General features: G+C 70.8%; 12 protein-coding genes. 11 read left to right on the top strand and 1 reads right to left on the bottom strand.

The features are described 5' to 3' along the window. The first annotated feature begins 6 nt into the window (after positions 1-6). The 11 genes from puhA (at position 7) to GGQ83_RS07705 (ending at position 10,170) form a co-directional block, all read left to right on the top strand. Entirely contained in the window at positions 7-789 is a 783-nt protein-coding gene (puhA, locus tag GGQ83_RS07755) for a photosynthetic reaction center subunit H (RefSeq protein ID WP_184383210.1), read from the top strand. Between the two features lie 129 nt (positions 790-918). Continuing rightward, positions 919-1,593 (top strand): photosynthetic complex putative assembly protein PuhB, encoded by a 675-nt coding sequence (gene puhB / locus GGQ83_RS07750; protein WP_184383209.1) that lies wholly within the window; start codon positions 919-921, stop codon positions 1,591-1,593. A 1-nt stretch (position 1,594) separates the two neighbouring features. Continuing rightward, positions 1,595-2,041 carry a photosynthetic complex assembly protein PuhC gene (gene puhC, locus GGQ83_RS07745; protein ID WP_184383208.1) on the top strand — a complete coding sequence of 149 codons (447 nt, stop codon included), beginning with the start codon at positions 1,595-1,597 and terminating at the stop codon, positions 2,039-2,041. Then, positions 2,038-2,361: a hypothetical protein gene (locus GGQ83_RS07740; RefSeq protein WP_184383207.1), complete on the top strand. Its 324-nt coding sequence runs from the start codon at positions 2,038-2,040 to the stop codon at positions 2,359-2,361. Before puhC ends, GGQ83_RS07740 begins: the two co-directional genes overlap by 4 nt. Further along, on the top strand, positions 2,358-3,431 hold the full coding sequence (acsF, locus tag GGQ83_RS07735; RefSeq protein WP_184383206.1) for a magnesium-protoporphyrin IX monomethyl ester (oxidative) cyclase: 1,074 nt from the start codon (positions 2,358-2,360) through the stop codon (positions 3,429-3,431). The genes GGQ83_RS07740 and acsF overlap by 4 nt, the downstream gene beginning before the upstream one ends. 12 nt (positions 3,432-3,443) lie before the next feature. Next, on the top strand, positions 3,444-4,259 hold the full coding sequence (gene puhE / locus GGQ83_RS07730) for a putative photosynthetic complex assembly protein PuhE (protein ID WP_184383205.1): 816 nt from the start codon (positions 3,444-3,446) through the stop codon (positions 4,257-4,259). 23 nt (positions 4,260-4,282) lie between these two features. Next, complete coding sequence (gene hemA, locus GGQ83_RS07725; protein ID WP_184383204.1) at positions 4,283-5,494, top strand: 5-aminolevulinate synthase; 1,212 nt, start codon at positions 4,283-4,285, stop codon at positions 5,492-5,494. Between the two features lie 2 nt (positions 5,495-5,496). Continuing rightward, positions 5,497-6,567, top strand: a complete 1,071-nt coding sequence (gene bchI / locus GGQ83_RS07720; protein ID WP_184383203.1) for a magnesium chelatase ATPase subunit I — start codon at positions 5,497-5,499, stop codon at positions 6,565-6,567. Further along, entirely contained in the window at positions 6,564-8,243 is a 1,680-nt protein-coding gene (locus tag GGQ83_RS07715) for a magnesium chelatase subunit D (protein ID WP_184383202.1), read from the top strand. The genes bchI and GGQ83_RS07715 overlap by 4 nt, the downstream gene beginning before the upstream one ends. Continuing rightward, a complete protein-coding gene (gene bchO / locus GGQ83_RS07710) occupies positions 8,240-9,148 on the top strand; it encodes an alpha/beta fold hydrolase BchO (RefSeq protein ID WP_184383201.1) in 909 nt (302 codons plus the stop codon). Before GGQ83_RS07715 ends, bchO begins: the two co-directional genes overlap by 4 nt. Next, positions 9,148-10,170: a phytoene/squalene synthase family protein gene (locus GGQ83_RS07705; protein ID WP_184383200.1), complete on the top strand. Its 1,023-nt coding sequence runs from the start codon at positions 9,148-9,150 to the stop codon at positions 10,168-10,170. The genes bchO and GGQ83_RS07705 overlap by 1 nt, the downstream gene beginning before the upstream one ends. A 184-nt stretch (positions 10,171-10,354) precedes the next feature. Here the strand turns inward: GGQ83_RS07705 and GGQ83_RS07700 are convergent, their stop codons facing one another. Next, positions 10,355-11,404 carry a C-terminal binding protein gene (locus GGQ83_RS07700; protein WP_184383199.1) on the bottom strand — a complete coding sequence of 350 codons (1,050 nt, stop codon included), beginning with the start codon at positions 11,402-11,404 and terminating at the stop codon, positions 10,355-10,357. Positions 11,405-11,490: the final 86 nt, after the last annotated feature.

Below are 11,490 nucleotides of genomic sequence, written 5' to 3'. Positions count from 1 at the left end.
AGTGCCATGCAACCTGGCTCATATTTCGCGGGCTTCGACCTGGTCACGGCCGCGCTCTACGGCTTCTGGGTCTTCTTCCTGGGGCTGATCCTCTACCTGAACCGGGAGAGCAAGCGCGAAGGCTATCCGCTGGTGACGCCGGGCAGGCCGAACGACCGCCCCCAGGGCTTCCCCGGCGTGCCCACGCCCAAGATCTTCAAGCTGGCCCATGGCGGCACGGTGCAGGCGCCGCGCAATGACGGTGACCCGCAGCTGCCCATCGCGGCCGTGTGGGCCGACCCGACGCCGGGCGCGCCGCTGATCCCGACCGGCAACCCGATGATCGACGGCGTGGGCCCCGCGGCCTATGCGCTGCGCGCCGATGTGCCGGACCTCACCTTCGATGAGAGCCTGCCCAAGATCGTGCCGCTGCGCGTGGCCACCGACGTGACCATCGACCCCGAGGACCCCGACCCGCGCGGCATGACGGTGGTGGATGCCGACTGGCAGCCCGCCGGCGTCTGCGTGGACATCTGGTACGACAAGTCCGAGGCCATCTTCCGCTTTCTCGAGGTCGAGGTCGCGACCGAGATGGGCTTCCGCCGCGTCATGATCCCGGTGCCGATGATGACCATCAATTCAGCCCGCAACGTGATCCGCGTGCGGTCGCTGCTGGCCGAGCATTTCAAGACCGCGCCCACGCTGCGGAACCCCGACACCATCACCCTCCTCGAGGAGGACAAGGTGGCGGCCTACTGCGCCGGCGGGCAGTTCTATGCCAAGCGCGAGCGCAGCGAGCCCTTCATCTGAGTGCCCAAGCCCGGCGCGCGGCCGGCGCGCCGGGATCTGCCGAGGGGGCAGGGGTTGCGCTGCATCAAGGCGGCGATCCCCCCGAACCTTCCAACATTGTCCACGCCACAAGGCTGGAGGAAGACTTCGATGAAAGACCAGCACATCCCCGGGATGCCCGAGCACGAGATCGAACCCGTGCCCGGCCTGCCCGAACGCCTGCCCGCGGGCGAGGGCATCATCTGGCAGGGCTCGCCCGCCTGGTGGCCCTTCGCGCGGCGCGCCATGCACCTCAAGGGACTTGGCTTCTACTTCCTGGCGCTGGTCGCCTGGCATCTGGTCGAATCCATGATGGCCGGCGGGTCGCTGCTGGCGGCGCTGGCCGGGCCGTCCATGTCGGTGGTGCTGGCGAGCCTTTGCCTCGTCATCCTGGCCTTCATCGGCCGGGCGGCGGCGCGGTCCACGCTCTACACCATCACCAACCGTCGCATCGTGCTGCGGGTTGGCGTGGCCCTGCCGATGACCATCAACATCCCCTTCAGCGCGGTGCAGGCGGCCTCCGTGCGGCGCCATGCGGATGGGACCGAGGACATCGTGCTTGCCCTGCTGCCCGAGCACCGCGTCTCGATGGTGGCGCTTTGGCCGCACCTGCGCCCCTGGCGGATGGGGCGGCCCGAACCCATGCTGCGCGGCCTGCCCGTCAGCGCCGGTGCCTCGCAGGTGCTGTCGCGCATGCTGGCGGCCTCGGCGCAGATGCCGGTGCCGGCCGCGGTCACCGAGCCGCCGCGCCGCCCGGTGCGCCTGCCGGGTGAGGCGGTGGCCTGAGATGGACCGGATGATGGACCGCCGCCACCTCCTGCCGCTGCTGGTCTGCGGGACCGTGATCGCGGGGACGCTCGCGCTGGTGGGGCCGCAGCAGAACCGCGCGCTCATTACCCGCCCGAACGAAATTCCCCTGCGTGAACGCCTGGTCCGTTTCGAGGATGGTTCGGATGGCTCCGTTGTCATCCGCGATGCGGGAAATCAGGCGGTGCTGGCGCGGTTTCCGGTGGCGGAGGGTGGCTTCGTCCGTGGTACGCTCCGGGCATTGGCGCGGGAGCGTCGGCAGGAAGAACAAGGGCAGGAAATGCCCTTCCGGGTGTCTGCCTGGCGGGATGGCCAGTTGACCTTGGATGATGTCGCCACCGGGCGGCGCGTGGACCTGACGGCCTTCGGCTCCACCAATGCCGGGATCTTCGCCCGGCTGCTGACAGCCCAAGGAGAGACACAATGAAGAAGGCGTTGGGGGCTTTCTGGGAGAGCCTTTCCGGGCCGCGCGTCATCACCGTGCCCTGCACGGTGGAGATCGAGCAGAGTTTCGACAGCCTGCACGCGCATGCGGTGCCCGAGGGCATCACGCTGCGCCCCGGCGACCGGGTGGTGGTGAACAACCCGCCCGGCCTTCCGGAATTCGGCACGGCCACCACCTACGAGACGACGGCGACCGTCTATCGCGCCGGCCCCTTCACCCAGCTCTGGACCGAGGTCGCGGCCTTCGCCGAACTGGCCGAGCTGTACCATTGCGGCTTCGAACCCAAGGAGTATGGCGCATGAACGCCGTGACCGGGTCCACCCCGCGCGTGATGAACGAGACGACGCGCATGGCGAGCAGCGAGACGGTGCTCTCGCCCCGCTTCTACACGACCGACTTCGCGGCGATGGACGCGCTGGATGTCAGCTCCATCCGCCCGGAGTGGGACAAGCTGATGGACGAGTTTCGCGCGGACCCCAACAAGGGTCATTTCGTGCGCAACGAGCAGTTCGACCAGTTCCGCCTAGAGGATCTGCCGGAGCCCCTGCAAAAGGAGGTGGTGGAATTCCTGGTGAGTTCCGTGACCGCCGAATTCTCGGGCTGCGTGCTCTATGCCGAGATCAAGAAGCGCATCAAGAACCCTGACATCCGGGAACTGTTCGCGGTGATGAGCCGTGACGAGGCGCGCCATGCGGGCTTCATCAACGACAGCCTGAAGGACCTGGGCATTGGTGTGGACCTGGGCTTCCTCACCAAGTCCAAGAAGTACCATTACTTCCGGCCCAAGTTCATCTTCTACGCGACCTACCTCTCCGAGAAGATCGGCTATGCGCGCTACATCACGATCTTCCGCCAGTTCGAGAAGCATCCGGAGCGCCGCTTCCACCCGATCTTCAATTGGTTCGAGAAGTGGTGCAATGACGAGTTCCGCCACGGCGAGGCCTTCGCCCTGCTGATGCGCGCGAACCCCTCGCTGCTGACGGGCATCAACGCCTATTGGGCCAAGTTCTTCCAGTTGGCCGTCTTCGCCACCATGTATGTGCGCGACCACGCCCGCCCGGCCTTCCACGAGGCGCTGGGCATCAGCCCGACCGAATACGACATGCAGGTGTTCGACAAGACGACCGAGATCTGCAAGCAGGTCTTCCCCATCACGCTCGCCTGGGACACGCCCGCCTTCAAGGCGGGTCTGGACCGGCTGTTCCGCATCTCGGAACAGCTGGGGCAGCTGCGCGCGCAGAAGGGCGCCTGGGCCGCCACCAAGCGCACGGCGCTGAGCGCCGCGGCCGGCGCCACCTTCCTGCGCCTGCTGGCCATGCCCGGCCGGCGCGCGCCCCTGCCGGCCGAAATCCGGCTCAGCCCGGCCTACTGAGGGGAACGCGCGGTGGATTACGTCTGGCCCTGCCTGTTCGCGGTGTTCGTGTGGTGGTTTGGCACGGCGCTCGTGTTCATGCTCGACCAGCTGCCGCGCCACACCTACCGGCGCACCATGCTGGGCGCGACCCTGATGCTCGGGGCCGCGCTGCTGTGTGTGGTGACGCTGTCCGAACGCACCACCATGGCCAGCGCCTATGCGGGCTTCGCCTGCGGGGTGCTGGTCTGGGCCTGGCAGGAGATCGCCTTCCTGACCGGCGTCGTCACCGGCCCCAACCGCGCGCCGCTGCCCGAGGGCACCGTGGGCTTCCCGCGTTTCCGCGCGGCCCTTTCCGCCATCATCCACAATGAATTGGCCATGCTGGCGCTGGGCCTGGTGCTGCTGGTCCTGCTGTGGGACGCGCCGAACCAGATGGCGCTCTGGACTTATCTGGCGCTGTGGGTGATGCGGCAATCGGCCAAGATCAACATCTTCCTCGGCGCCCGCAATCTGGGCGAGGCCATGCTGCCGCCGCACCTCGCGCACCTGGCCAGCTATTTCCGCCGCAGGCCGATGAACTGGCTGTTTCCGTTCTCGGTGACGGGCGGCACGGTGGCCGTGGTGGTACTGGCCCTCGCCGCCGTCCAGGCCGATGACCCCTATCTCGTCACCGCCTATACCCTGCTCGCGGCCCTGCTGGCGCTGGCCGTGATCGAACATTGGTTCCTGGTGCTGCCGCTGCCGCTGGACGGCCTCTGGACCTGGGGGCGGCCCGCTTCCACCCCCCAACCGGCCCCGTTGCGCCCGCAGCGCAACGAGCCCGCCTCCCTGCCGCTGCGGCCATGAACGAAGAAGGAAAGGTTGTCGCCATGAACTACGAGGCCCTGTTCCGGAAGCAACTCGACGGTCTGCGCCGCGAGGGCCGCTACCGCGTCTTCGCCGATCTCGAACGCCGGGCGGGTTCCTTCCCGCGGGCGGTGCATCACCGCCCGGGCGGCACGGCCGAGGTGACGGTGTGGTGCTCCAACGACTACCTGGGCATGGGCCAGAACCCCAAGGTGCTGGAGGCGATGCACACGGCCATCGACCGCGCCGGCGCCGGGGCCGGCGGCACACGCAACATCGGCGGCACCAACCACTACCATGTGCTGCTGGAGAAGGAGCTCGCGGACCTGCACGGCAAGGAAGCCGCGCTGCTGTTCAACTCGGGCTACATGTCCAACTGGGCGACGCTCTCCACCCTCGCGGCCAAGCTGCCCGGCTGCGTGGTGCTGTCCGATGAGCTGAACCACGCCTCCATGATCGAGGGTATCCGCCACTCGCGCGCGCAGTGCATCGTGTGGAAGCACAATGACCTCGCCGACCTGCGCGAGAAGCTGGCGGCGCTGCCGGCCGAAACCCCCAAGCTCATCGCCTTCGAGAGCGTCTATTCGATGGATGGCGACGTTGCGCCCATCGCGGCCATCTGCGACCTGGCCGATGAATACGGCGCCATGACCTATCTCGACGAGGTGCACGCGGTGGGCCTCTACGGCCCCCGTGGCGGCGGCATCAGCGAGCGTGACGGCGTGTCGCACCGCCTGACCGTCATCGAGGGCACGCTCGCCAAGGCCTATGGCGTGATCGGCGGCTACATCGCGGGCTCGTCGGCCATGGTGGATTTCGTGCGCAGCTTCGCCTCGGGCTTCATCTTCTCGACCGCGCTGCCGCCGGCCGTCGCCGCCGGCGCCACGGCCAGCATCCAGCACCTCAAGGAAAGCGCCGCCGAGCGCGAGCGCATGCATGAGCGCGTGGCGACCGTCCGCAGCCGCCTGGATGGCCTGTCCATCCCGCACCTGCGCAACCCGAGCCACATCGTGCCCGTGATGGTCGGCAATGCCGTGCTCTGCAAGGAGATCAGCGACCTGCTGCTGGAGCGCTACTCGGTCTACGTGCAGCCCATCAACTATCCGACGGTGCCGCGCGGGACGGAGCGCCTGCGCTTCACGCCCTCGCCCGCGCACACCGATGCCGACATCGACCACCTGATGCTGGCGCTGGACGAGGTCTGGACGGAGTTCCAGATCCAGCGGCGCGCCTGAGCATGGATGGCCTCGCGACGCGCCTGAAACCCAAGGCGCGCCGCCCGGCGCGGGTAAAGCCGCGGCCGGTCTTTCCCTTCACCGCGATGGTGGGGCAGGAGGAGATGACCCTCTCCCTGGTCCTCTGCGCGGTGGACCCGGCCATCGGTGGCGTGCTGGCGCTCGGCGACCGGGGCACGGGCAAGTCCACCGCCATCCGGGCGCTCGCGGCCCTGCTGCCGCCCATGAAGGCCATCCGCGGCTGCCGCTTCAACTGCGCGCCGGGCAAGCCCGCGCAAATGTGTGAGGCCTGCCAGCAGCCCCGCGCGCCCCGCGCGACCGTGCCCGTGCCCGTGGTGGACCTGCCGCTCGGCGCCACCGAGGACCGGGTGGTGGGCGCCCTCGATCTCGAACGGGCCCTTACCCAGGGCGAGAAGGCCTTCGAGCCCGGCCTGCTGGCCCGCGCCCATCGCGGCTTTCTCTACATCGACGAGGTGAACCTGCTGGAGGACCACCTGGTGGACCTGCTGCTGGACGTGGCCGCCTCGGGTGAGAACGTGGTGGAACGCGACGGCCTCAGCGTGCGCCACCCCGCGCGCTTCGTGCTGGTGGGCAGCGGCAACCCGGAGGAGGGCGAGCTTCGCCCGCAACTGCTGGACCGGTTCGGCCTCTCCGTCGAGGTGATGACGCCGACCGACCTTCCCACGCGCATGGAGGTCATCAAGCGCCGCGACGCCTTCGAGCGTGACCCGCCCGGCTTCTGTGCCCGCTTCGCGCCGGACGAAGCCGGGCTTCGCGCCCGCATCCTGGCCGCGCGTGCGGCGCTGCCACATGTGGCGGTGCCCGATGCCATGCTGGAACAGGCCGCGCGCCTGTGCATGACGGCCGGCACGGATGGGCTGCGCGGGGAACTCACGCTGATCCGTGTGGCGCGTGCACTGGCGGCCCATGAGGGCGCCAGCGAGGTGACGCTGGACCATCTGCGCCGCCTGGCCCCGCTCGCGCTGCGGCACCGCCTGCGCCGCAACCCCCTCGATGATTCGGTCGCCACCACCCGCGTGGCCCGTGCCGTCGAGGAGGTCTTCGGGCCGTGACCCCACCGACCCCGCGCGAGGATGCCGCGCTCGCGGCGTGCCTGCTCGCGGTGGATCCGGGGGGGCTTGGCGGTGCCGTACTGCGCGCCCGCCCGGGCGTGGAGCGCGACCGCTGGCTCAGTCTTCTGCAAGCCATCCTGCCCGCCGGCACGGCGGTGCGCCGCCTGCCGCCCGGTGTCGCGGATGACGCGCTGCTGGGTGGGCTCGACCTCACCGCCACCCTCGCCACCGGCCGGCCCGTGCAGCGCGCGGGGCTGCTGGAAGCGAGTGCCGACGGCGTGCTGGTCATGCCCATGGCCGAGCGCCTGACCCGCCCCACCGCCGCCCGCCTCACCGCCGGCCAGGAGCGCCATGGCTACGCCATGCTGGCGCTGGACGAAGGGCTGGAGGAGGACGAGGCCCCGCCGCCCGCCTTGCTGGACCGCCTGGCCTTCTGCCCTGACCTCGCCGAACCGCCCGGGCCCGCCCCGCATGGCGCGGCCGCCATCGCCGCCGCGCGGGCCCGCCTGCCGGGGGTGGACAGCCCGGAGCCCGTCATCGAGGCCATTCTCGCCACCGCCATGGCGGCGGGCATCGTCTCCTTGCGCGCGCCGGCCTTGGCCCTGCGCGCGGCCCGCGCCGCGGCGGCGCTGGGCGGCCGCGACGCGCCGAACGCCGAGGATGCCACGCTGGCCGTGCGCCTCGTCCTTGGCCCCCGCGCCACCATTCTTCCCGAGGCGCCGCCCGAGCAGGAGGCGCCGCCGCCCCCGCCCGAGGAACCCGAGGCCGAGCGCCCCGACGACGCCACCGACCCCACGAGAGGCGGCCAGATGGAAGACGTGGTGCAGGAGGCGCGCGAGGTGCCGCTGCCCGCGCAGCTCCTGGCCAGCCTCGCCGCCGCCACGCTGCGCCTGCGCGCACCCTCCTCCGGCCGCACGGGGGCGGAGCGCATTTCGCTCAAGCGTGGTCGCCCGGTTGGCAGTCGCGCGGGCGAACCCCGCAATGGCGCGCGCATCGCGCTGCTGGACACGCTGCGCGCCGCCGCCCCGTGGCAGCGGCTGCGCCCCGCGCCGCCGCGTGCCCGCGTGGCCGTGCGCCGCGAGGATTTCCGCATCCGTCGCTTCCGCGAGCACAGCGAGAGCACGGCCATCTTCGTTGTGGACGCCTCGGGCTCAGCCGCGCTGCACCGGCTGGCCGAGGCCAAGGGCGCGGTCGAGATGCTGCTGGCCGAATGCTACGCGCGCCGTGACCGGGTGGGCGTCATCGCCTTCCGGGGTGCGGCCGCCGAGATGCTGCTGTCGCCCACGCATTCCCTGGTGCGGGCCAAGCGCGCCCTGGCCGGGCTGCCGGGGGGAGGGGCCTCGCCACTCGCTTCGGGGCTGGACGCGGCACTCGCCATGGCGCGGCTGGAGAAGCGCGCCGGGCGCACGCCGCTGATCGTGGCGCTGACCGATGGGCGGGCGAACATGGCGCGCGACGGCAGCAGCGGCCGCGCCGCCGCCGAGGCCGATGCCCTGGCCGTGGCGAAGCTGCTGCGCGCCGAGGGCCATTCCGTGCTGATCGTGGACACCGCCCCCCGCCCGCAGCCCTTCGCTACCACCCTGGCCGCCGAAGCCGGTGGGCGCGCGCTTGTGCTGCCGCAGGCCCGGGCGGAGGTGCTGGCGGGCGCGGTGCGGCAAGCGATAGGTGCGGGATGAGCGCCACCCTTCTCTTCCCCGAACGCGCCATCGTCCCCGCCGCGGCCGATTGGCTTTCCACGGACGACTGGCCGCACCGCGCCGCCAGCCGCTTCGTGCTGGCGGGCGGGCTGCGCTGGCATGTGCAGGTGCTGGACGGCCCGGCACGCGATGCGCCCGTGGCGCTGCTGCTGCATGGCACCGGCGCCTCCACCCATTCCTGGCGGGAGCTCGGCCCGCTGCTGGCACGGCGCCACACCATCATCATGCCGGACCTGCCGGGCCAGGGCTTCTCCGCCATGCCGCCATCCGGTGGGCTGTCGCTCGCGGGCATGGCCACGGGCATCACCGCGCTGCTGCGGGTGCTGGATGTGCGGCCGGACCTGATCATCGGGCATTCGGCGGGGGCTGCGCTGGGGGCGCGGCTTTGCCTCGATGGAGTGGCCGCGCCGGAGCGGCTCATCTCCATCAATGGCGCGCTGCTGCCGCTGGGCGGCATGGCCGGCATGGTGTTCGGCCCCATGGCGCGGCTGATGGTGAACCTGCCTGGCCTCGCGCGCTTCGCCGCGCGCCAGGCGCGCGACCGCGCGACGGTGGAACGCCTGCTGCGGGACACCGGTTCCGTCCTGACGCCCGAGGGCGTGGACCTCTACGCGCGCCTGTTCCGCCGGCCCGGGCATGTGGCGGCCACGCTGGGCATGATGGCCGCCTGGGATCTGCCAGGCCTGGCGCGTGACCTGCCGCGTCTGACCACCCCGCTGACGCTGATCGTGGGCAAGCAGGACCGCACCATCCGCCCCACCGAGGCGCGCCGCCTGCAGGCGCTGCTGCCCACTGCCCGCATCGAGGCGCTGCCCGGCCTCGGCCATCTCGCGCATGAGGAGGCACCTGGCCTCGTCGCGCGCCGCATCCTGGAGACCGCGTGATGGACGCCGAACCCCGCATTGCGCCCGAGGACCTCGAAGCTTGCCGCGACCTGCTGCGCGTGGGCTCGAAAAGCTTCCACGCCGCCTCGCTGCTGCTGCCGCGGCGGGTGCGCGACAGCGCCACCGCCCTCTACGCCTTCTGCCGCCTGGGCGATGACGCGGTGGACCATGCCACCGACCCGCGCGCGGGCCTCGCCCTCATGCGCCGGCGGCTGGACGCTGCCTATGTCGGCCTGCCCGAAAACCACCCGGCCGACCGTGCCTTCGCGGCCGCCGTGCGGCTGCACGACATTCCGCGCACCCTGCCCGATGCGCTGCTGGAAGGCTTCGCCTGGGACGCCGAGGGCCGCCGCTATCCGGACATCGAGGCGTTGCACGGCTACGCCGCGCGCGTGGCGGGCACGGTGGGCGCGATGATGACCCTCATCATGGGCGTGCGCAGCCATGCCGCACTCGCCCGCGCGACCGACCTCGGTGCCGCGATGCAGTTGACCAACATCGCGCGCGATGTGGGCGAGGATGCGCGGGCCGGCCGCCTCTATCTGCCCTGCGCCTGGTTGCGGGAGGCGGGGGTAGCGCCGCGTGAATTCCTGGCCCGCCCGGATTTCTCGCCCGCCATCGGCATCGTGGTCGCGCGGCTGCTGGCCGAGGCGCAGCGCCTCTACACCCGCGCCGAGGCGGGCATCAACATGCTGCCGCGCGACTGCCGGCCAGCGATCCGGGCCGCGCACCGCATCTATGCCGAGATCGGCGCGGAGGTGACGCGGCATGGCTTCGACAGCATCTCGCGCCGCGCCGTGGTCTCCTCCTCGCGCAAGCTGGCGTTGGTCGCGCGCGCGCGGCTGCCGAGCCTGGCCCGTGCCGAAGGCGGGGCGGAGCCGCCGCTCACCGCCAATGCCTTCCTGGTGAATGCGGTGACGCCCGCACCCATGGCGGTCGCGGCGCGCAGCCTGGATGAGCGCATCGGCTGGGCCATCGAGCTGTTCGCGGACCTCCAGACGCGGGGCCGCCTGCCGCAATAGAGCGGGATGCGTTGAGGTGGAATCACCGAAAACGCTGAATCCCGTTCTCAACGATGGCTGGAGCAGGCGGCGTGAACGCTTTTGAACGCAGCATGCTCTAGCGCATCGCGCCTGGACGCGATGAGGCAGGTCGTTCCCTGTTGCCGGGCGTTTCCGCCCGGCATGGGAAGGCGTGGCCCTCGCCTTAGCTGTTCGGCCCGCGGCCCAGGTTCACCGGCTGCCAGCGTTGCAGCTTCGTGGTCTGCAGCACGGCCGGGTTCACGCAGCTCATCGGCCACTTGTTCTGGGCGACGAGGGCGAGTTCGGCGCCCACGCGACGCTTGCGCGCCTCGTCGAAGCGCGCGCTGGCCGAGGCGGTGTGTGCCGAGAGGATGACGTTCTCCATCTTCAGCAGCGGGTTGTTGTGGCTGGGAGGCTCGACCTCCAGCACGTCGAGGCCGGCATAGGCCATCCAGCCCTGTTCCAGCGCCTTGATCAGCGCGGCCTCGTCCACGGTCGGCCCGCGGCCGACATTGAGGAAGATGGCGCTGGGCTTCATTTGCTTGAAGTGCCGTTCGGTCAGCATGCCGGTGCATTCGGGCCGCGCCGGGGCGTGCATGGAGACGAAGTCCGAGCGCGACATCACCTCGTCCAGCGTGGCGGGGATGACGCCGTTCTCGATCATCACCGTCTCGTCCAGGAAGGGGTCGTAGGCGATCATGTTCAGGCCGAAGGGCTTGGCGCGGCGGGCCACCGCGCGCGCCACGCGGCCGAAGCTGACGAAGCCCAGCGTCTGGCCCATCAGGCGGGGAATTTGCAGCAGGGCCGGGCGACCTTCGCGCCAGCGATGCTCGCGCACCATGCGGTCCTGCTCGATGGTGCGGCGGAAGGTGGCCAGCAGCAGCATCATGCAATGGTCGGCCACCTCCTCGATGAAGGTGTCGGGCACGTTGGTGACGGGAATGCCTCGGGCGGTAGCGGCCTTCACGTCCACGCTGTCCACGCCGACCGAGCCGAGCGAGATCACCTTGCACTTGTCCAGCGCGTTGATGATCTCGGCGGTGAAGGGAATGCCCTTGGCGTAGATGGCGTCCGCGTCGCGGGCGGCGGCGATGAAGGCGGCGGTGTCGGTCGGCGCCTCCACGATCTCGGCGTCGATGTTGGCGAGGTTGAGCGCCTCCATCTCGTAGTCGTAGCCGCCGCCGGCCACGGTGAAGCTGGCGCCGGCCGGCGTCACGATGCGGAACTTTGCCATGTCGTTTCCTCCTGATGGGCGAAGCGAAGCATGCGGCCGCACGGCTCACAAGCCGGGTTGCCGCGGCAGCCCGTTGCGTCAGACTG

The sequence above is a fragment of the Roseococcus suduntuyensis genome, from assembly GCF_014196305.1.
In the GTDB taxonomy this organism is placed as follows: Bacteria; Pseudomonadota; Alphaproteobacteria; order Acetobacterales; family Acetobacteraceae; genus Roseococcus; species Roseococcus suduntuyensis.
Note: the sequence above shows the minus strand (reverse complement) of the source record. Positions and strands in the feature narration are given on the sequence as shown.

Excerpts from the sequence above, each read along its gene's own strand:
- puhA (WP_184383210.1), top strand. The coding sequence starts at position 7 with ATGCAACCTGGCTCATATTTCGCGGGCTTCGACCTGGTCACGGCCGCG.
- puhB (WP_184383209.1), top strand. The coding sequence starts at position 919 with ATGAAAGACCAGCACATCCCCGGGATGCCCGAGCACGAGATCGAACCC.
- puhC (WP_184383208.1), top strand. The coding sequence starts at position 1,595 with ATGGACCGGATGATGGACCGCCGCCACCTCCTGCCGCTGCTGGTCTGC.
- GGQ83_RS07740 (WP_184383207.1), top strand. The coding sequence starts at position 2,038 with ATGAAGAAGGCGTTGGGGGCTTTCTGGGAGAGCCTTTCCGGGCCGCGC.
- acsF (WP_184383206.1), top strand. The coding sequence starts at position 2,358 with ATGAACGCCGTGACCGGGTCCACCCCGCGCGTGATGAACGAGACGACG.
- hemA (WP_184383204.1), top strand. The coding sequence starts at position 4,283 with ATGAACTACGAGGCCCTGTTCCGGAAGCAACTCGACGGTCTGCGCCGC.
- bchI (WP_184383203.1), top strand. The coding sequence starts at position 5,497 with ATGGATGGCCTCGCGACGCGCCTGAAACCCAAGGCGCGCCGCCCGGCG.
- bchO (WP_184383201.1), top strand. The coding sequence starts at position 8,240 with ATGAGCGCCACCCTTCTCTTCCCCGAACGCGCCATCGTCCCCGCCGCG.
- GGQ83_RS07705 (WP_184383200.1), top strand. The coding sequence starts at position 9,148 with ATGGACGCCGAACCCCGCATTGCGCCCGAGGACCTCGAAGCTTGCCGC.
- GGQ83_RS07700 (WP_184383199.1), bottom strand. The coding sequence starts at position 11,404 with ATGGCAAAGTTCCGCATCGTGACGCCGGCCGGCGCCAGCTTCACCGTG.